Source organism: Aerococcus viridans, assembly GCF_001543285.1.
Taxonomy (GTDB): domain Bacteria; phylum Bacillota; class Bacilli; order Lactobacillales; family Aerococcaceae; genus Aerococcus; species Aerococcus viridans.
This window is the reverse complement of sequence record NZ_CP014164.1, coordinates 1,980,357-2,002,215: the sequence shown is the minus strand read 5'-3', so window position 1 is coordinate 2,002,215 and position 21,859 is coordinate 1,980,357. Positions and strand designations below refer to the sequence as shown.

The window sequence follows — 21,859 nt, the reverse complement described above, 5'->3', positions numbered from 1 at the left end:
CCCGTGTTTTTATTAGGAGCGATATAAGATGGAACAATATGAAATTAATAACTTACTAGAGCAAAATAAAACCCAAATTGACAGCTTCAGGGGGTCTCTTTGACTTAGAGAAGATGGAAGCAGATTTAGCTGAGTATGAAGCTGATATGGTGCAACCAGGTTTCTGGGATGATTCAGAAAAAGCACAATCAGTAATTGACGCGAATAACGCCTTGAAAAAGGTCTATGATGAATTCAATAATCTAGCGGATGAATATGAAGAATTGACACTTTTAAACGAAATGGTTAAAGAAGAACCAGATCCCGATTTATCTAAGGAATTAGTTAATCGAATACAAGCTTTCCAAGCTAAAATTAGCGCCTATGAGCGCAATATTTTACTAAGTGGTGAGTATGACCATAACGATGCCTTATTAGAGATTCATCCAGGTGCTGGTGGTACTGAGTCCCAAGATTGGGCTTCAATGCTACTGCGTATGTACCAACGGTGGGCAGACCAACACGATTATCAAGTGACGACACTCGATTTTCAAAACGGTGATGAGGCGGGAATTAAGTCTGTTACACTTGAAATCAAAGGGTTGAATGCTTACGGATTTTTGAAATCGGAAGATGGGATCCATCGCTTAGTGCGTATTTCACCATTTGATTCCAACAAACGTCGCCATACCTCTTTTGCTTCAGTGGAGATTATGCCAGTATTAGACCAAAATACGGAAATTGAAATTGATGAATCAGATATTGAAATGGACGTATTCCGCGCATCAGGTGCTGGAGGGCAACATATCAATAAAACATCTTCAGCAGTTCGGTTAACCCACGTGCCAACTGGTATTGTCGTGGCCTCACAAGGTCAAAGGTCTCAATTCCAAAATAGGGATACGGCTATGAAGATGTTACAAGCTAAATTAGCGCATTTACTAGCTGAAAAAAATGCCAAAGAATTAGATGAAATTCGTGGTGAAAAATCAGAAATTGCCTGGGGTTCACAAATCCGTTCCTACGTATTCCATCCATATAATATGGTAAAAGACCACCGAACTGACTATGAAACAGCCAATGTACAAGGCGTCATGGACGGTGACTTGGATGGTTTTATTGACGCGTATTTAAAAAATCAATTGAGTGATGAAAATTAGGAGTTACTTTTTCTAACTGAGGGTATTTTAAAATACGCTTAAAAGGTTATATAATTGTGAGTGAAGTTCAGCTTGTATCTGGTATTTAGGGTAGTTGGTTACTTTTGAACGTGAATGAGATTTCCTAAAAATTTTATGTGGAGGAAATATATGAAAAAAGTATTAATAGTGGATGATGAACAATCAATATTAACATTATTAAAATATAGTCTAGAAAAAGAAGGCTACGAAGTTATTCAAGCAGAAGATGGACAGACAGGTTTAGAATTGGCCATGAATCATCAATTAGACTTTATTATTCTTGACTTAATGCTACCCAAAATGGATGGGATGGACGTTTGTAAAAACTTACGTCAAAATAAGATAAACACACCTATTCTAATGTTAACTGCAAAAGATGATGAATTAGAAAAAATCATCGGGTTGGAGTTGGGTGCGGATGATTATATGACTAAACCATTTAGTCCGCGTGAAGTATTGGCCCGTATGAAGGCTATCTTACGTCGTGCGACATATTCAGTATCTTCAGTGGATGCGGAAAATGGCGTGGAAGAAAAGCATAAAATTACCCTAACGAAAGATTCAGTAGGGAATTTTAAAGATGAAGATGTTGAAATCATTAAAGCTGGTGATATCGAAATTCATGTGAATGATTATGTAGTATACGTGCGTGGAGAGTCGATTGAAATGACGCCTAAAGAGTTCGAGTTATTAACTTATATGGCCCGTCGTGTGAACCGGACTTTGTCTCGTGAACAGCTATTGCAAAAATTATGGCGGTTTGATTATGCAGGTGAAACCCGTATTGTGGATGTGCATGTGAGTCATTTACGTGAAAAAATCGAACTAGACACCAAAAATCCTGAATATATCATTACCGTTCGGGGCTTTGGGTATAAATTCGAGGTGCCGAACTGATGCAAAAATTGATTCAAAGTATAACAACAGTGTTTGCACTGTTGTTTATTTTATATAGTGTGATATTTGCCTTTACCGTCAATCGCTTTGTGTCGGACACCGTAAACGATGAAGTACAAAATACTTTAATCAATGTTGTATCTACTATTCGACCAAGTTTCAGGTCTTTAGATCCAGTTGATATCACCGATAATACAGCTGAATTCCGGGACGTTAAACGAACCATTCAACCTATGGTCAATTTAAATGATCGAATCTTAATTTATGACGCTGACGGCAACAAAGTTTACGCTGTAGGTAATGACCTGTTGTTAAATGATGCTGCCTTTAGAGACTATGAAGAAAATATGGATAATAGGTTTAGACAGGAAGAAACAGAAAAGAATACAATTATTTACTCTTACTCTGAACGAATTTCTAACTCAAAAGGAGATGTACTTGGGTATATTCAAGTATTGAGAAATTTTCCTCTTAATCGTCCAGTGGAAGAAAACATTATCTATATCGCTGTGGTGATGGCTCTTGGAGCGGTTATTATACTGGTGGGTTTTTTTGTACACTTTAACCGCAGAATACACTTGCCTATTTTGGCCATTAATCGTCAATTAAATCATATAGCAAATAATGATTATGCGACAAAATATACACCCGTAGACATTGAAGAATTTGATGAAATTGGTGAAAATATTAATGATCTATCCAATGAGCTAGCTCTTCAAGAATTTCAAATTACAAATCAAACACAACGAATGAACAAATTGGTAGATGCCATGATGTTAGGTGTTGTGATGGTAGATAAAGACCATATTGTGCGTTTAGCTAACCCAGCTATTTATGAAATTCTAGGGCTGGAGGAGCAGATAGAAGGTCGTCGTTTTGAAGAAGTTTTACAAAGTTATCGTTTGGTTCAAATGCTAAACCAAGCTTCTAAAACAAAACAGAAAATTAATGAGGAAATTTATTTATATTATCCAAGAGAGGTTATTTTGGATGTGAATATTATTCATTTAAGCTATGAAGAAGTGGATGCTTACTTTGATACTGAAACCAATGAAGAACTAACAAATCCAAATGATTCAGAACAAATTATTCTTTTAATCTATGATATTACTAGTATTCGCCATTTGGAAAAAGTTCGTAGCGATTTTATTTCTAACGCATCTCATGAGCTTAAAACACCAGTCACTGCCTTACAAGGATTTACTGAAGCCTTATTAGATGGGGCCATTGAAGATCACGATACAGCAGTGGAATTCGTTAAAATTATGCAAAAAGAGAGTAATCGCCTCGGTTCTTTAATTAAGGATATTTTAGACCTGGCTAAAATTGAACAGGATCAAGTACAACAAACGACTGAATTGTTAGAGGCGGACGAGCTTGTAGAAGACGTATTTCAACACCTAAGTGGGCGGGCACAAGATAAGCATATTAATTTAGTTAAAGATGATAACTCCCAGCCAGATGTTTCTTTTAGAGGAGAACGCGGTAGGATTTTACAGGTACTTACCAACCTAATTCATAATGCCATTATTTATAATAATCCTTATGGTTTTGTTAAGGTATTCATTTCTGAACAGGAAAATATGATTCAATTTAAAATTTCAGATAATGGTATCGGCATACCACAAGAGGACCTTCCACGAATATTTGAACGATTCTACCGGGTAAGTAAAGACCGGTCAACTGCATCTGGTGGTACAGGGCTAGGCTTATCCATTGTTCGGAATATACTAGAACATATGGGGGGTGGGATCGAAGTAGATAGTGTATTTGGTAGGGGAACAAGTTTTACGGTCTATATTCCTAAGCTAGAACCGCTAGAATTAGATGAAGAAGATGAAATTGAAGAAGAATAAACGCATAGTAAATTTAGCCGATGAGGGAAGATAAATGAGAATTTACCAATGAAATTTACACAAACTTTACAATATATTTACACAAATAGCGGTAATTTACATTTTATCGACTTAGATATTTACAATCATTTTATATAATAATGCTGTAATCGTTTGGAATATGGTTATATGGATTAAGAAAAAGAAAAGGTGGAAAGTATAAATGACTTTTAGCAAGCTTTCAAAATTAGTTTTAGCGTTAGGTGCTTCAGCTGCTTTAGCTGCATGTGGAAACAGTGACTCTAGTAATGACTCAACGGATACAAGTTCTGATTCGACAACAGAAGCGGCAGCAATTACTGGGCCTATTTCAGTTATCTCTCGTGAAGAAGGTTCTGGTACGCGTGATGCCTTCGTTGAGGCTACAGGCGTTATGGCTGATGATATTGATAACACTACTGCTGCAGCTACGATCATGAATGGTACAGACCAAGTAATGACTGCTGTTGCTGATGATCCAAATGCAATCGGATATATTTCTTTAGGTTCATTAAACGATACAGTTAAAGCTGTTTCTGTTGATGGTGTTGAAGCTACAGAAGAAAACGTTGCATCAGGTGATTACGCCATTTCCCGTCCATTTAACATCGTATATCAAGGCGAATTAGAAGGTGTAGTAGCTGACTTCCACGACTTCATTTTCTCTGAAGAAGGTCAAGCAATCGTTTTAGATGAAGGTTTTGTACAAGCTAAAGCTGATGCGGAAGCTTATGCAGGTGACGGCTCTCAATCAGGAACTATCAACATTGTCGGTTCTACTTCAGTTTCTCCAGTAATGGAAAAATTAGCGGAAGCTTATGAAGAATTAAACTCAGGTGTTCAAATTAATATTACTTCTAATGGTTCATCTGCAGGTGTTAAGGCTGCTACTGATGGAACTGCAGACTTAGGTATGGCTTCTCGCGCATTAGCGGATGATGAAACTGATGTAACTGCAGAAGCAATTGCTATTGATGGTGTTGCGGTAATCGTTAACCCTGAGAATGGCGTTTCTGACTTAAGCTTAGCTACAGTCGCAAGTATCTTTACTGGCGAAACTACTAACTGGGAAGATACTGCTCAATAATTCTGACTAGTTAAGTAACAACCAAGGGTTTATCTTATTAGAGTTGCTACTCCTATATAGTAGCAACTCCTTTTATATTTTGAGGGTATTTTAAATTATTCAGAGGTCGAATAACCAATTGTGAATTTATGGGTTTTTAAAACCGGATAGATAAGTTATAATTTCCCTTGGACACATTTTTAGAGTGAATTTGAATTTAATAAGGAGAACATATGAAACAAAATAATATGTTGGAAACAGTAATGAAGTACGTTTTCATGTTAGCTGCTTTCACTTCAATTCTTGCCTTGTTAGCAATTTGTTACTTTATATTTGCAAGAGGATTACCTTTTATGGCTGATTATGGCTTTGGTCAATTCTTATTTGGTAGCGAATGGCAACCATCTCAAGAAATTTTTGGGTTAGCACCAATGTTAATAGGTTCACTATACGTAACCTTAATCGCATTCGTGTTGGGCGTACCAACAGGTGTATTTACTGCGATGTTTATGGCATTTTATTGCCCTCCCAAATTACATAAAGTTTTGAAACCAGCGATGAACTTAATGTCTGGTATTCCTTCTATTGTATTTGGTTATTTCGGTTTACAAGTATTGGTTCCAGGAATTCGAACTTTTTCAAGATCTTTAGGAATTGCATCAAATGGTATGAGTATCATGACAGCGGGTATTGTTTTAGCAATTATGATTTTACCTACTATTATTACCATGTCTGAGTCTTCCTTACGTGCAGTACCAAAAACTTACTATAATGCCTCAGTTGGATTAGGCGCTGATCATGATAGAACATCTTATGTGATCATGATGCCGGCTGCTAGATCAGGGATCTTTTCTTCTATCATCTTAGGCATTGGTCGAGCTGTTGGTGAAACAATGGCAGTTATCATGGTTGCAGGGAACCAAGCAATTTTCCCACGTGGTTTATTCCAAGGTGCACGTACAATGACTGCTAATATCATCTTAGAGATGGCTTATGCAACTGGTACCCACCAAAGCGCCTTGGTTGCAACAGGTGCGGTGTTATTTGTTATTATTTTGATTATCAATGGTATCTTCGCGTATGTTAAGAGAACGGGGGTAAATAACTAATGTCTAAAGTACTACGTGGATTTACATATTTCTTTGCAGCAGTTACATTTGCTGCCTTAGTATGGATCATCGGTTATGTATTAGTTTCAGGTGTCCCTCACTTAACAGCTGACTTATTCTCATGGAAGTACTCAACAGATAACGTTTCAATGATGCCTTCAATTATCACAACAATCTACGTAATTGGTGGCTCATTACTTCTTGCTATTCCATTTGGTGTATTTGCTGGTTTCTACCTAGTAGAGTATGCTGGTAAAAATAACAAATGGGTTGAAGGTATCCGTATTGCGACTGATACCTTAACAGGTGTGCCGTCTATCGTATTTGGTTTATTCGGTATGCTAGCCTTTGTATCTGCAGCAGGATTCCAATATTCATTAATTTCAGGTATTCTTACTTCAGCAATTATGGTATTACCATTGATTATCCGTAATACTGAAGAAGCCTTAATGTCAGTTAAAGACAATTTACGTCAAGCAAGTTTCGGTTTAGGTGCTGGTAAATTACGTACTATCTTTAGAATCGTATTGCCAATTGCTATGCCAGGTATCTTGTCAGGTATCATCCTTGCTATCGGACGTATCGTTGGTGAGACAGCAGCCTTGATGTATACATTAGGTACATCAACATCACTACCTAATTCAATCTTCTCATCTGGTCGTACATTAGCATTACATATGTATGTATTATCAAGTGAAGGTTTACACCGTGATCAAGCAAATGCTACCGGTGTAGTACTATTATTAGTTGTATTAGTTATTAACGGCTTATCTACATGGTTATCACAACGATTTACAAAAGGAGGACAAAACTAATCATGGTTGAAAACAACAATCTTAAAATTAAAATGCAGGCAGAGAACATGGACCTTTACTATGGTAACTTTAAAGCCCTAGAAGGTATCAACATGCCTATTTACGAAAAACAAGTAACAGCATTAATTGGTCCTTCTGGATCAGGTAAATCTACTTTCTTGAAAACATTAAATCGTATGAACGACCTTGTTGAAGGTTGCCGTATCGATGGTGAAATTACTTTAGACGGTAAAAACATCTTCGACCGTGATATGAACTTAAACATGTTACGTAAAAACGTAGGGATGGTTTTCCAACAACCAAACCCATTCCCAATGTCAATCTATGACAACGTTGCTTACGGTCCTCGTACACACGGTGTCCGTGACAAAAATGAATTAGACGAAATCGTTGAAACATCATTACGTGGTGCAGCGATTTGGGACGAAGTGAAAGATGACTTAAACAAAAACGGTATGGCTATTTCTGGTGGGCAACAACAACGTGTATGTATCGCACGTGCCTTAGCAGTTAAACCGGACGTATTGTTAATGGATGAGCCGACTTCAGCCTTAGACCCAATCTCTACTTTAAAAGTTGAAGAGTTAGTACAACAATTACGTGATGACTATACAATCGCAATTGTAACGCACAACATGCAACAAGCTGCGCGTGTATCTGACTACACAGGCTTCTTCTACGCTGACCCAGAAACTGGCCCAGGTAGATCACACATCATTGAATTTGGTGAAACTGACCAAATTTTTAACAACCCAACCAATACACAAACAGCAGATTATGTTGCTGGACGTTTTGGTTAATCCATATTCCAAACCAATAACCTTTTCAAGCCACTGGCATTTGTCGGTGGTTTTTCTTTATGCGCAAATCAGGTAGCTAGTGGAGGGTAGGGACTTTTCTTAGAGGCTCGTTTCGCTATAAACAGGATACTTTTGCCGATATCCTAGGGTGAATATTGTACAACGAACATACGTTTGTGTTAAAATAGAAGCGTGTTTAAGTCAAATTATTCGCAACAAATGCGAACTATGTCATAATAGATGAGAAGATATAAGTGATAAGGTATAATCATTATTTGCTGAACATCAATTGAGGTTTAGTAATGAGGTATAACAATAAGGAGTGGCATGATTGAGAGATTTAATTAAAGTAAGGGGCGCTCGTTCCCATAATCTAAAAAATATTGATATTGATATTCCCCGCGATCAAATGGTCGTTGTAACTGGTTTATCAGGATCCGGAAAAAGTACTTTAGCCTTTGATACCTTATATGCAGAAGGTCAAAGACGATATGTGGAAAGTCTATCGGCCTTTGCGCGTCAATTCTTAGGTAACACAGAAAAGCCAGATGTAGATTCTATTGAAGGATTAAGTCCAGCCATCTCAATCGACCAGAAGACTACTTCAAGAAACCCACGGTCAACAGTAGGGACCATTACTGAGGTGAACGATTATCTTCGTTTACTATATGCTCGGGTTGGCCAACCAATCTGCCCAAATGATGGTACCGAAATTACGAGTGAATCTTTAGACCAAATGTTAGACCGAATTTTAAGTTTGCCTGAACGGACTAAAGTGCAAATTCTATCTCCAGTTGTTTATGGTAAAAAAGGTCAACATAAAAAGATCATTGACGGTATCCGTAAACAGGGGTATGTCCGTGTGCGTATTGATGGCGAAATCTATGACATTGATGATGTACCTGAATTAGATAAAAATAAAAAACACCAAATCGATATTGTGATCGACCGTTTAGTGATTAAAGAAGATATTAGAGGGCGTTTGGCTGACTCTTTAGAAGCGGCTCTTAGATTAGCTGATGGCTATGCAGTCTGTGATTTAATTGATGGGGACGAAATTCTCTTTTCAGAGCATTATTCATGCCCTCACTGTGGATTTACAGTAGGGGAGTTAGAACCCCGTCTATTCTCATTTAATGCGCCTTATGGAGCTTGTGAGGAGTGTACTGGTTTAGGCTCAAAAATCGAAGCTGATCCTAATTTAATTGTGCCAGATAAAAATAAAACATTAAAAGAAGGGGCTATCGTACCTTGGGATTCAAAAGGTTCTGCTTTCTACCCAACCATGTTGGAACAAGCAGCTACTGCCTTCGAGGTACCAATGGATGTACCTTTTAAAGAACTTACACGAGAACAACAAGACCTGATTTTATATGGGTCTGGCGAAGAAGAATTCCATTTCCATTATCAAAATGAGTTCGGATCTGTTCAAGATAAAATGCGGGTATTTGAGGGTGTGATTCCTAATGTACGTCGTCGTTACCAATCTAGTCAATCTAAGGCTATGCGAGAAGCTATGGGTCAATATATGACCGAATTAGAGTGTCCTGTATGTCATGGTAAACGTTTAAACCGTCAAGCCTTATCAGTAAAAATTGGTGGTCAAGATATTGCTGAAGTAACGCATAAAGCGATTGTGGATACCATTGAATTTTTCGAGGGGTTAGATTTATCTGAACAAAATACGACGATTGCGCAACCGATTATGCGTGAAATTGCCTCACGGTTAAACTTCCTAGAAGAAGTGGGCTTAAACTACCTAACTTTAGACCGTTCTGCAGGTACGTTATCAGGTGGGGAAGCGCAGCGTATTCGTCTAGCTACTCAAATTGGATCAAACCTTTCTGGCATCATGTATGTCTTGGATGAACCTTCAATTGGATTACATCAAAGAGACAATGACCGTCTGATTAAATCATTGAAACGTATGCGTGATTTAGGGAACACCTTGATTGTCGTTGAACATGATGAAGAAACTATGCGTGAAGCAGATTATCTAATAGATATGGGACCTGGTGCTGGTGAATATGGTGGCGAAGTCGTGGCTGCAGGTACACCGGATGAAGTGGCAAATAATAAAGACTCTATCACAGGGCAATACCTAAAAGGTGCCCGTAAAATTGACTTACCTGAAAAGAGACGTAAGGAAGACCATGGTGCTATCCATATTAGAGGTGCTAGTGAAAACAACCTTAAAAATGTTGATGTGGATATTCCAATTGGCCGTCTAAATGTGATTTCAGGTGTTTCTGGATCAGGTAAATCCTCATTAGTTAATGAGGTCATGAAAAAGTATCTGATTCGTGAACTAAATAGAGCAAAGATGCCTTATGGTAAAGTAGATGAAATTTTAGGTTTTGAATCGTTAGATAAGGTTATTGATATTGATCAAAGCCCGATTGGTCGTACGCCGCGTTCTAACCCAGCAACATATACATCTGTATTTGACGATATTCGTGATCTTTTTGCGCAAACTAATGAAGCCAAACTACGTGGATACGGTAAAGGACGCTTTTCATTTAATGTTAAAGGGGGCCGTTGTGAAGCATGTAAGGGCGATGGCATCCTAAAAGTTGAAATGCATTTCTTACCTGACGTATATGTACCATGTGAAGTTTGTCATGGTACCCGTTATAATTCAGAAACTTTACAAGTAAAATATAAAGGTAAAAATATCGCGGAAGTTTTAGACATGCGTATTGAAGAAGCATTAGAATTCTTTGCAGCAGTACCAAAAATTCGTCGTAAATTACAAGCCATCGTCGATGTAGGTCTTGGCTATGTGACATTAGGTCAGCCAGCGCCAACCCTATCAGGTGGGGAAGCGCAACGGATGAAATTGGCCTCTGAGTTACAACGTGTGGCAACTGGTAACACCTTATATGTTTTAGATGAACCAACTACCGGTCTACATACTGAAGATATCAAGCGATTAATTGGTGTTTTACAACGTTTAGTAGATGCTGGTAACACTATTGTCGTGATTGAGCACAATTTAGATGTGATTAAAACAGCAGACTATATTGTGGATATTGGCCCTGAAGGTGGTGCTCAAGGTGGCAAGATTGTTGCTTCTGGTACACCTGAAGAGGTTGCTAAAGTGAAAGGCTCATACACAGGTAAATACTTAAAACCATTGTTGAAACAATAGAATAAAATAGAAACACACTATGTTGACGATAAATATTACATTCATCTTGAAACATAGTGTTTTTTCTTTAAAATGAAAGATTATGAGAAGGAAGTGGGATAGTAGTGAAAATTGTACATACAGCGGATTGGCATATTGGAAAAGTGGTCAATAACCACTCTCTAATAGAAGACCAACGTACCATATTAAATGACTGGCTAGCACAAACCGTCGCTTTAAAGCCTGATTTGGTGATTATGGCAGGTGATTTATATGACCGGACTTTACCTAGTGGTGAAACGGTTCAGTTAGTCAATGAAACGCTAACGAAAATGTCACAAGAACTAGCTTGTCCCATTTGTATTATCGCTGGAAACCATGATTCAGGTGAACGTGTAGGTTATGCTGCAGGTTTACTGTCAGGACAAGGATTACACATGGCTGGTGTCCCTAGCACCGAGATTCAAAAGGTTGAAGTTGGGGACGCAGATGTGTATCTATTACCGTTTAGCGATCATCTAACGATTAAACGCCTGTATCCTGAAGAAACTATCCGTAGTATTGAGGATGCGACTAAGGTACAGGTAGGGCGAATTAAGGACAAATGGGATCCTAGTCGTGTCAACATCATCCTTTACCATGGTTATGTAACAGCTGGGGCCATTGAAGGGGCAGGGGAAGACTTAGAAAAATCCGATTCAGAACGTCCCTTGTCCATTGGTACCAGTGAATATGTACCCCATACTGTCTTTGATGGCTTTGATTATGTGGCGCTTGGTCATTTACACGGACCGCAACAAGTAGGTAGTCCGCGAATTCGCTATTCAGGTTCACCCTTGAAGTTTTCTAAGTCAGAAGTTCATCATCATAAGGGCTTTTTAGAGATTGACTTGGATAAAAAGGCAGACACCATTGAAGTTGTGAAGCATGAATTAAGGCCTGATAAGGATATGCGGATTATGCGCGGTCAATTTGAAGATTTGTTACAAGGGCAATCAGATGACTATATTTTCTTTGAACTAACGGACGCCTATGCTCAGCATGAAGCTATGAATCGCTTGAAGAAACGGTACCCAAATGCCATGAGCTTAGAGTATGTAGCTTTAGAAAATAGACAGCGACAAGACTTGAAAACCAAACGTCATGAAGTGCAAGCAACACCTGTATGGGACCAGTTTGCTCAGTTTTATCAAAATAATACGGACCAAGAATTATCAGCATTCCAAGCGGAAATTGTCCGTGATATTTTCCAATCAACCTTAAAGGAGGATAAGGCATAGTGAGACCTATTAAACTTGAATTGCAGGCTTTTGGACCTTATAAAGAAAAAACGAGCCTAGACTTTACAGACTTAGGCGATCAGAACTTATTCTTGATTTCAGGATCCACTGGTGCTGGTAAAACGACCATTTTTGATGCCATTGTTTACGCCTTATACGGAAAGACTTCTGGTTCATCGCGTGATATTAATGAATTGAAGTCGCAGTTAGCTGAAGATGAAAGTGTTGCTTATGTACGGTTAACCTTTATGATTCACGGGAAAACCTATACGGTGGAACGGATTCCCAAGCAAAAACGGCCGACTAAAAAGGGCTTAATTCGAGAGCAGAATGCGGAAGTAACCTTAGAAGGGGAAGATTTTTCACTAAGTAAAACGCAAGAAGTGGATAGTAAGTTAGTTGAAGTTCTTGGTTTGTCAGCAAATCAATTTAGACAAATTGTCATGTTGCCACAAGGAGAGTTTAAAAAACTCTTGGAAGCTAGCTCGGGCGAAAAGGAAGGCATTTTACGGACCATATTCCACACTGATTATTTAGACCGGTTCCAACAAGCCATAGCCGAACGGTTTAAACAGGCCAACCAAGAAGTGGGCACCTTGAAGAAACAAGTAGACCAACATAGCCAATCATTCGTGACCTTTGCAGATAATAAGACCGAGCAAGCGAAAGAACAAGATGGTAATCAAAGTGAAAATCAAACCGGGGTTTCTGAAAATGCCCTAACAGAAAAAGACCGCGTTCAAAATTGGGTGGACCAAGAAGACTATCAGGCGCTGTCTGAATGGGCAGGGCAAAAATCTATTGAAATGAATCAAGAGACTGCACAATTAAGCCAAGAAATCACAGCAGCAGAAGCTAAGATTCAAAAGCTAGAAGGTTACATTCAATTGCTCACCAAACAAGATGAGTTGGTTCAACAAGAAGCTTCTATTAAAGAACGAGAGGCAGCAATTGTTGGTAAACGTCAGGCGTTAAACCAATATCAGACCACTCAAGACGCATACCGATTAATCCAACAAATTCAAAAGTTGACGGATAGACAAGAGCAATTACAGGTCTTGATGAATGAGAAAACGAACCTATTACAAGAAGCAGATGGTCGTTTACAAGCCGTCAAAGCTGAACAAGCTGACTGGCAAGACCGGATTGACCTAGTAGATAGTCTACGGGCAGAATTGCAAGATTTGGCTATCCAAGAAAATAAATGGGATAACTATTTAATGCAAGAAGGTAGACTCATAAAGCAAGTGGCTCATGGCCAAAGTTTGACTGAACAGGCAAAAAAATTAACCAGTCAGATTCAAGACCAGGAAAAAGTGATAGAAGCTGGGGAAATATCACTGAAAAAACTACAAGCAGAATTAGACAAAGTAGGGGATATTAGCCAGCAACAAGCCTCAATGGATAATAAAAGCTATCAATATAACTTGTTAGTGAAAAGCTATCAAGACATGGTTAAAACCAACCAAGAGATTGCAGACCTCTCTGCTCAAGTTGAAGCGGACCAAAAAGACTATCAAGCAAAAGTAGACGAGCGAAACCGTCTGGAATTGGCTTATAGCCAAAACTTAGCGGGCGAATTAGCTAGTCAATTGGTTGAAGGACAACCTTGTTTGGTCTGTGGTTCTATTCATCATCCAGCGCCCGCAGTGCAACAAGAGGGTGCAGTGACCAAAGAAATGGTCGAGGCAGGGGTGGACGCTACTCAAGCAGCTTTCCAATTATATTCAAGTAAAGCAGAGCGCTTATCTGCGATTCAGGAGACTTTTGACCGAATGGCTTCTGACCAAAATATTAAAGGATTAGCGGCAGAGGCGACAAGTAATGAAGAAAAACTTGCTATATGGCAGACCCAACTTGATAAAGAAGCAGCAGATATTCAACAAGGCAAAGCACATTTAGACAAGTTAAGCCAAACCAAACAAGACTTGGACAAGCAATTTAATGAGATGAGTAAGCAAGTGGACGATGCCAAGAAAGCTTTAAATAATAAGCATGTCGAGGCGTCTACCCTTAAAGGACAATCAGAATCTAATCAAAGTACGGTAGAAGAGTTACGCACTGAAATTGACCAATTAAAAGGGCAATTGGTGGGGGATTCTAAAGCTGTTGTCACAGCTGAATACCAAGCGAAACACAAGACCTTAGCAGAAATTACAGCTAAAGACCAAGCGTTGAAGTCTCAATTAGATAAGTACCAGCAAGAAGTTGCCAAGCTAACCACACAGATTACAGGATATAATGATCAAATCGAGCAAGGTCAAGTAGAATTAAAAGCTGATCAAACTGCTTTGGATGAGGCGATGGCCGACCGTCAAGAAAGTCAGGAAGACATCTGTCAAATCCATCAAAGTCAAAAGAATTGGGCAGCTATTGAAAGTGAAATTCAACGTTTTGATAATGAGGTTTATGCCTTTAAAGAAAATAAGACAGCAAACCAAAATCAAATTGCAGCAGCTGGTTTGGATAAAAAAGCGGATACTTATCAGATGGATATTGAGCAAGAACGCCTTAAATTAAATAAATTGAAAGACGCAAAAGATCAGGTGATTTCAATCAAAGCCCAATTAGACCATGCTATTTACCTATTTAAGGATAGTTTCGCATCCTACCAAGAAAAAGGGCGTCATTTCGGGGAACTATCGCTCCTAAATAAGGTAGCCAATGGGAAAGAGAAGGCTTATGGCTATATTTCTTTTGAGCGCTATATTTTAGGTTTGTATTTTGATGAAATTCTCCAATATGCTAATGAACGTTTGATGGCCATGACTCAAATGCGGTATGAATTTAGACGGATTGTCGAAGGGCAGTCTGGTGCAGGGGCTAAAGGACTTGACCTAGCTGTCTTTGACTACCAAGCTGGTGGGAAGCGGTCGGTCCAATCCCTATCTGGTGGAGAAGGCTTTAAAGCTTCCTTAGCCTTGGCCCTTGGTCTGTCTGACGTGATTCAAAATGATGCCGGTGGTATTGAAATTGGCACGCTCTTTATTGACGAAGGTTTTGGTACCTTAGACCAAGAATCCTTGCAACAAGCGATTGAAACCTTGACTGATTTGCAACAAGCGAGCGGCCGTATTGTTGGGATTATTTCTCACGTGGCTGAATTGAAACAACAAATTCCAGTCCACTTACAAGTGTCTGCTAGCAATGACGGTTCCAAAGCCTTTTTTACAGGGGTTCAATAGGGCTAAAATCAAACAATTGTGAAATTAGGTCCATAGACCTATGACATTTACCTCCAAAGTTGGCAGAATATAGATAACAAAGGAAAGCTAAACAACTAGGAGGTTGTCACAATGACCAATCATAAAGAACGTATTTTAAACTTAGTTAAAGAAGGCATTTTAACAAACGAAGAAGCGATTATCTTATTAGAAAATAGAGCGAAACAAGCTGAATCAACCCCTACAATACAAACGCATGTTGAGGAAGAGAAAGATATCTTAGATGACTTTTATGCTGATTGGGAAAATGACCAAGCGGTCAATCAAGATGATATTACTGGCCGTACACAAAAAGTGGCTATTCAAAAAGACTTGGAAGCGTCACTCGCAAGCAAATTAACTGAGCGTCAAAATTTGGTTAACCAAGAAGAAAAATCTGAAGTAACGCATATTGAAATTGATCGTTTGACTGAAGAAATCAACCAATTGACGGAACAAATCCACCAATTGAAAGAAGATATTATTCAAATCGATGCGGAAAATCCAAGACCATCAAAAGAGACGGCACAAGCAGATTCAAAAGTTGACGAAAGCCAACCGATTGAAGAAGAAACTGAAGAAAATGCTTACGACTACAAAAATATCGTTGGCGACTTCTTCACTAAAACACGGTCAGTTTTAGACCAAGTGCAAGATAAGGTATCAAAAACAGTGAAATTTGAAAAAGGTAGCGGATCAATTCCAATGCCTAAATTGATTACCCATGATTTTGAAGCAACCTATGAATATACTGAACCATTATCAATGGTGGATATTCAAATCGCGGCTGGTCAGATCGAGTTGACCTCTTGGGACCAACCAACTACGAAATTAACAGTCGTTGGTAAGTTATACGGCGATTTCGAGGAAGAAGATGCGCAAACTACCTTTGAAAAAAGAGCAAACCTAGAATTTGTTGACGGGGCCTTAAACTTGAACATGATTTCTCGTTTCATCAAGACAGATATTGTGGTACAAGTGCCAAAAGACCGCTTAGACTTTATTAAAGCGAGAACAATTTCAGGCCCTGTAACGGTTGAACATATGGATACGAATGATATCTATATTCAAACAGTTGACGGCGCGATTAATATCGAAGACTTTACAGCTTCGATGATTGAAGTGGATACGAAAAATGGTCAATTAACCTTAAACGATGTGGAAGCCTTAGATTTAGTGGTGAAATCATTGAATGGTAGCCAACGATTAAAGGGGCACGTAGAAAATGTATTGATGGAAACATTAAATGGGGATATCGTGATTACGATGAACGCAAAACCGTTAGTTCGTGCTCAAGTAGAAACAAAAAATGGCGATATTAAATTGAATATGCCAGCAGGTACAGCAGTTGATGGGTTAGCCCACACCAACCAAGGTGAAATTATGTTCCGATCAGATTTAATTAAGAGTCAATCACAAGTCAACGATCAATTTAACAAACAAAAAGCATTTTACTACGATGTAGCTGAAGAAAAGGCTTATCGAGTGAACTTGAAGACCATGCGTGGTAATATTCGCGTGAAAGATGATTCTGATATGCGTAGAGGAGAGGTTTAATTATGTCAGGGAGATTAATGAAGTCAAGAAAAGATTGATACTTATTTGGGGTATGTGGTGGTATTGGTGAATACTTCGGTATTTCTGGGAATTTAGTCCGTATCATCGCAGTATTATTCAGTTTGGCACAGTTTCCAGTTTGGCTAATCTACATTATTTTAATTTTTGTAATGCCAAACAGAAGCCACTAAGAAGGCAGGAGTGAATAGAATGGCTAAGAAATTAACAAAATCACGTAATGACGTAAAAGTAGATGGTGTTTGTGCCGGAATCGCCGAATACTTTGAAATTGATCCGACGATTGTCCGTGTAATCTTTGTCTTCGTCACACTTTCTGGCGGAGCTGGAGTACTGATTTATCTATTGTTGGCATTGATTTTGCCTAGGGATGAAGGGCGTACACGTGTAGATAGAGATGACCGTGACGAATACCGTCAAACTAAATCATTTGATGGTGAAGATCAGGACGACTATAATGAATCTGACTATTATAAAGATTCAAAAGATAATCCTGATGAGGAAGAAAGTTGGCGTGATTTTTAATTATGAGACGTTTTATATTAGCAACACTGATTGATGCTTTGGGCTTGATGGCTATTTCATGGATTCTTGCCCCGAATGTATATGTGGCAGACTTTTGGTCAGCAATCTTAGTAGCTATCGTATTGAGTATTGTGAACTCAATTATCCGTCCTATCGTAAACTTGTTGGCCTTACCTTTAAATATCCTAACATTCGGCTTGTTTAGATTAGTCGTAAATGGCTTTATGTTTATTATCGTTGGATTGTTCTTCCCAACATCCTTCGTATTCGCAAACTTCTTTTACGCAATGGCCGCAGCCTTCTTGTTCTCAATGTACCATTGGTTTTTTGAGAAATTTACCGAAGCCGGGAAATAATGAAGGGCGCGAACCCGACTAGGGTGCTAGAGCCGACGCAGTCAAATCTATATTTTAAGTTCTAATCCGCTTGTTGATCTGAATGCCAGATTGACGGGCGGATTTTTCTTTTTCACAAATTACAGCTTAACCATCTGTCCATATGGGTCTAGTATGGTAAAATAGGGGCAAAGTGACTTGTTAAGAAAGGAAACCGTATATGACAAAGGTAACCGTGAAAGACTTAGTCGAAAAATTTGATTTTGAGGTTCTTTGTGGTGAAGATTATCTAGACCGCGAGATCATTACCAGTGATATTTCGAGACCTGGTTTGGAAATTACCGGCTATTTTAACTACTATCCATCAGAGCGTGTGCAATTGTTTGGACGTGCTGAGCATACGTATTTGTCTAGAATGACTTCAGACGAGCGGCTATTAATTATGCGCCGTCTATCAAGGGAGGACACGCCGTTCTTCATCTTCTCTCGGGGCTTGCAACCAGAATATGAAGTGATTCAAGCAGCTAAAGAAAATCATATTCCCGTATTGAGTTCCACAACGACAACAACTCGTCTATCCAGCAATTTGACTGAGATGTTGCATGCTCACTTAGCAGAGCGGGTCTCAAAACATGGGGTATTTGTGGACGTATATGGGCTGGGTATTATGATTACTGGCCACTCTGGTGTAGGTAAATCAGAAACCGCTTTAGAACTTGTAAAAGGTGGTCACCGTTTAGTGGCTGATGACCGCGTAGATTTTTATCAGCGAGATGATACGACCATCATGGGTGAAGCACCTGAAATTCTACGTAATGTCATGGAAATTCGTGGTCTTGGGATTATTGACGTGATGACGCTTTACGGGGCAGGTGCAGTCCGTAAAGAACAACAGCTAAACTTGATTATTGACTTGAAAGAATTGAAAAAAGGGGCCAATTTTGACCGCCTGGGTACTGCGGAAGAGGGTGAACAAATTTTAGAGGTCGCGATTCCCAAAATTAGCATCCCTGTTCAAACTGGACGGAACATTTCAAGTATTATCGAGGTAGCAGCTATCAACTTTAGAGCCAAATCAATGGGCTTTGACGCTGCACAAATGTTTAATGACCGTTTAACGACACTTATCGACAAAAACAAATTATAAAAGCCCTATACTGTGACAATAAATAGTAAAAGGGATGAACAACTGCCATTAACAAAAGGAGAGAAAGAACAAAATGATGAATATAGCTGCAATAGATCCAGTCGCTTTTGACATATTCGGTTGGCCAATCCGTTGGTACGGGATTTTTATCGGGGCTGCTATTTTACTAGCCCTTACATTTGCTTCAAGAGATTTTCGTCGTAAGGGTTGGGATGAAGAATTTATTTTAGACTCAGCTGTATGGACCATTCTAATCGGTTTTATCGGCGCGCGCGTCTACTACGTCCTATTTGAATTGGACTACTATCTACAAAATCCAGGCGAAATCCTACAAATTTGGAACGGTGGGATTGCCATTTATGGTGGTGTCATCGCCGGAGGTTTAACCTTATACTTCTACGCTAAATCGAAGAAAATGGATCCTTTATTTGTAACGGATACCGTAGCACCTTACCTATTACTAGCGCAAGCCATTGGTCGTTGGGGTAATTTCGTTAACCAAGAAGCCCATGGTGGGGAAGTGACCTTAGAATTCCTACAAGATACCTTACATTTACCGCAATTTATTGTAGACGGTATGCACATCGATGGGGCTTACTACCATCCAACTTTCCTGTACGAGTCAGTCTGGAATATCCTTGGGGTTGCCGTCCTATTATTCGTCCGTTCACGTAATAAAACCTTGCGTATTGGGGACACCACCTTACTTTATCTGATCTGGTATCCATTTGGCCGCTTCTTCATCGAAGGGTTGCGGACAGACAGCTTGTGGTGGGGACCTTTCCGTGTCAGCCAAGTATTATCCGCCGTCTTATTCATCGGCGCATTATTGATTTTTGCCGCACGCCGCATGAACGACAAGTATTATGAATACTACTCTGAACACAATGGTCCAGCTTACAAATCAAGTAAATAGAAAATATGCCCATAGAATGGAGAAGTGATGACGTGACGTCCAAAAATATTGCCGTACTAGGCGCTGGCTCATGGGGAACAGCACTTGCCATGGTCCTTGCAGAAAATGGCCATCAGGTGACCTTATGGACCCATAATCCAGACCAGGCCCGTGAGATTCAGACCACTGGGAAAAATGACCATTATTTACCTGATCTAGTGTTGCCGAAGAATATTATTGCAACAAATGATATGGGCAAAGCCTTGGACCAGGCAGACTTAATCAACTTTGTCGTGCCCACCAAGGCCATACGGCAGGTAGCAAGCCAGGTGGTTGCTATCTTGCAGGAGAAAAATGTGCACGAATTACCGGTCATTATGCACGCGGCTAAGGGATTAGAGCAGGGCACTCACTTGCGGATTTCTGAGATTCTAACGGAAGTCTTCCAGCCAATCGGCCAAGCGCGTGTGGTGGTTTTATCCGGACCAAGTCACGCAGAAGAGGTGGTCAAACATGATATTACGGCCATAACAGCGGCTTCAATTGATGACGAGGCCTGCCACTTAGTCCAAGAAGTATTCATGAATGACTACTTTAGGGTTTATACCAATCCGGATATCATCGGGGTTGAACTGGCAGGGTCATTGAAAAATATTATCGCCCTAGGTGCTGGTGCCTTAGTAGGTGCAGGTTATGGGGACAATGCCAAGGCGGCTTTAATCAGCCGAGGGCTTGCTGAAATTACCCGGTTAGGAGTGGCCATGGGGGCTGATCCACTAACCTTTATGGGCCTTTCAGCTGTCGGTGACTTGATTGTTACTGCCACCAGTGTCCACTCAAGAAACTGGCGGGCGGGTCAACAAGTTGGTCAAGGTCAAGCGGTTAAAGATGTTGAAGACCACATGGGTATGGTTGTTGAAGGGTTTGCGACAGCTGTTTCAGCCTATGAATTGGCCCAAGAAGAGGGCGTTGATATGCCGATTACCCAAGCAATTTACAAGGTGATTCAAGGTGAGTCTACTATTCAAGATGTGATTGCCACTTTAATGGCTAGAGAACGCAAAGGTGAATTGCAATTTGAAGATGACTTGAAGGATATTTTTTAAGGGCAATTTGAGTTATAATGAAGTTAGAAAATTTAGTAGATAAATGGAGGATTCATTCATGGCGAAAGTAAGAAAAGCGATTATTCCTGCAGCAGGGCTAGGTACACGGTTCTTACCTGCAACAAAGGCGATGGCGAAAGAGATGTTGCCGATTGTTAATAAACCAACGATTCAATTTATCGTAGAAGAGGCCTTGGCTTCAGGAATTGAAGATATTCTAATTGTTACTGGAAAAAGTAAACGACCAATCGAAGACCACTTTGACTCAAATGTGGAGTTAGAGTCTAACTTGGCTGATAAGGGCCGTGATGACTTGCTTGAAATCATCGGGGAAACGGTTGGTTTAAACCTATTCTTCAAACGTCAATCTTATCCAAAAGGGTTAGGAGACGCGGTATTACAAGCAAAAGCCTTTGTTGGTGACGAGCCTTTTGTCGTAATGCTTGGGGATGACTTGATGGTTGACGAAGTGCCATTAACGAAACAATTGATTGACGCTTATGATGTCACAAAAGCGTCTAACATTGCGGTAATGCCTGTACCACATGAAGATACAGATAAATACGGGGTAATCGATCCTGAAGCGCAATTCTCTGAAAAAATCTACAATGTAAAACAATTCGTTGAAAAACCAAAACCAGAAGATGCGCCATCAAACTTGGCGATTATCGGTCGTTACTTGTTAACACCAGAAATCTTTGACTTGTTGGAAACACAAGGTGAGGGTGCTGGTAACGAAATCCAATTAACAGATGCCATTGACCGTTTAAACAAAACGCAACGCGTGTTTGCGTATGAGTTTACTGGTCGTCGTTATGATGTTGGGAATAAATTGGGCTACATGCAAACAAGCATTGAATATGGTCTTGAACAAGACGATATCAAAGAAGGTTTGAAAGAGTACTTACTATCCATCGAAGATGAACTTTAATTCATTAGAGA

At 39.5% G+C, this 21,859-nt stretch carries 17 protein-coding genes and 1 pseudogene; all 18 read left to right on the top strand.

Annotated elements, in window-relative coordinates:
• Positions 1-28: 28 nt before the first annotated feature.
• The 18 genes and pseudogenes from prfB (at position 29) to galU (ending at position 21,848) form a co-directional block, all read left to right on the top strand.
• Positions 29-1,139, top strand: a protein-coding gene (gene prfB, locus AWM76_RS09390; RefSeq protein WP_106427328.1) for a peptide chain release factor 2 whose coding sequence is annotated in 2 segments (ribosomal slippage) — positions 29-100 and positions 102-1,139 — 1,110 coding nt in all. Because the reading frame shifts where the segments join, the coding sequence is not laid out codon by codon here.
• Positions 1,140-1,289: 150 nt separating this feature from the next.
• Positions 1,290-2,057 carry a response regulator transcription factor gene (locus tag AWM76_RS09385; protein WP_004262803.1) on the top strand — a complete coding sequence of 256 codons (768 nt, stop codon included), beginning with the start codon at positions 1,290-1,292 and terminating at the stop codon, positions 2,055-2,057.
• Positions 2,057-3,913 carry a sensor histidine kinase gene (locus AWM76_RS09380; protein WP_004262800.1) on the top strand — a complete coding sequence of 619 codons (1,857 nt, stop codon included), beginning with the start codon at positions 2,057-2,059 and terminating at the stop codon, positions 3,911-3,913. The genes AWM76_RS09385 and AWM76_RS09380 overlap by 1 nt, the downstream gene beginning before the upstream one ends.
• A gap of 202 nt (positions 3,914-4,115) precedes the next feature.
• Positions 4,116-5,018 (top strand): substrate-binding domain-containing protein, encoded by a 903-nt coding sequence (locus tag AWM76_RS09375; protein WP_004262798.1) that lies wholly within the window; start codon positions 4,116-4,118, stop codon positions 5,016-5,018.
• A 212-nt stretch (positions 5,019-5,230) separates the two neighbouring features.
• Complete coding sequence (gene pstC / locus AWM76_RS09370; RefSeq protein WP_004262795.1) at positions 5,231-6,106, top strand: phosphate ABC transporter permease subunit PstC; 876 nt, start codon at positions 5,231-5,233, stop codon at positions 6,104-6,106.
• Entirely contained in the window at positions 6,106-6,921 is an 816-nt protein-coding gene (gene pstA, locus AWM76_RS09365) for a phosphate ABC transporter permease PstA (RefSeq protein ID WP_003143375.1), read from the top strand. The genes pstC and pstA overlap by 1 nt, the downstream gene beginning before the upstream one ends.
• 32 nt (positions 6,922-6,953) lie before the next feature.
• Positions 6,954-7,721 carry a phosphate ABC transporter ATP-binding protein PstB gene (gene pstB / locus AWM76_RS09360; RefSeq protein ID WP_060779419.1) on the top strand — a complete coding sequence of 256 codons (768 nt, stop codon included), beginning with the start codon at positions 6,954-6,956 and terminating at the stop codon, positions 7,719-7,721.
• 331 nt (positions 7,722-8,052) lie between these two features.
• The gene (gene uvrA / locus AWM76_RS09355; RefSeq protein WP_003143372.1) at positions 8,053-10,872 is read left to right on the top strand and encodes an excinuclease ABC subunit UvrA; all 2,820 of its coding nucleotides are present in this window, start codon (positions 8,053-8,055) and stop codon (positions 10,870-10,872) included.
• Positions 10,873-10,976: 104 nt separating this feature from the next.
• On the top strand, positions 10,977-12,131 hold the full coding sequence (locus tag AWM76_RS09350; protein ID WP_003143371.1) for an exonuclease SbcCD subunit D: 1,155 nt from the start codon (positions 10,977-10,979) through the stop codon (positions 12,129-12,131).
• Positions 12,131-15,316 (top strand): SbcC/MukB-like Walker B domain-containing protein, encoded by a 3,186-nt coding sequence (locus AWM76_RS09345; protein WP_003143370.1) that lies wholly within the window; start codon positions 12,131-12,133, stop codon positions 15,314-15,316. Before AWM76_RS09350 ends, AWM76_RS09345 begins: the two co-directional genes overlap by 1 nt.
• Before the next feature lie 111 nt (positions 15,317-15,427).
• Positions 15,428-16,891, top strand: coding sequence for a DUF4097 family beta strand repeat-containing protein (locus AWM76_RS09340; RefSeq protein WP_003143369.1), 1,464 nt, complete (start codon positions 15,428-15,430; stop codon positions 16,889-16,891).
• A 53-nt stretch (positions 16,892-16,944) separates the two neighbouring features.
• A pseudogene (locus tag AWM76_RS10640) lies at positions 16,945-17,082 on the top strand (PspC domain-containing protein); the annotation flags it as partial.
• Between the two features lie 19 nt (positions 17,083-17,101).
• Complete coding sequence (locus AWM76_RS09335; RefSeq protein ID WP_003143367.1) at positions 17,102-17,434, top strand: PspC domain-containing protein; 333 nt, start codon at positions 17,102-17,104, stop codon at positions 17,432-17,434.
• 2 nt (positions 17,435-17,436) lie between these two features.
• The gene (locus tag AWM76_RS09330; RefSeq protein ID WP_003143365.1) at positions 17,437-17,790 is read left to right on the top strand and encodes a phage holin family protein; all 354 of its coding nucleotides are present in this window, start codon (positions 17,437-17,439) and stop codon (positions 17,788-17,790) included.
• Between the two features lie 199 nt (positions 17,791-17,989).
• Positions 17,990-18,916: an HPr(Ser) kinase/phosphatase gene (gene hprK / locus AWM76_RS09325; RefSeq protein ID WP_003143363.1), complete on the top strand. Its 927-nt coding sequence runs from the start codon at positions 17,990-17,992 to the stop codon at positions 18,914-18,916.
• Between the two features lie 73 nt (positions 18,917-18,989).
• The gene (lgt, locus tag AWM76_RS09320; protein WP_003143362.1) at positions 18,990-19,832 is read left to right on the top strand and encodes a prolipoprotein diacylglyceryl transferase; all 843 of its coding nucleotides are present in this window, start codon (positions 18,990-18,992) and stop codon (positions 19,830-19,832) included.
• Between the two features lie 32 nt (positions 19,833-19,864).
• Complete coding sequence (locus AWM76_RS09315; protein ID WP_039935937.1) at positions 19,865-20,917, top strand: NAD(P)H-dependent glycerol-3-phosphate dehydrogenase; 1,053 nt, start codon at positions 19,865-19,867, stop codon at positions 20,915-20,917.
• Positions 20,918-20,975: 58 nt separating this feature from the next.
• Entirely contained in the window at positions 20,976-21,848 is an 873-nt protein-coding gene (gene galU, locus AWM76_RS09310) for a UTP--glucose-1-phosphate uridylyltransferase GalU (RefSeq protein ID WP_016897951.1), read from the top strand.
• The last annotated feature ends 11 nt before the right edge of the window (positions 21,849-21,859 follow it).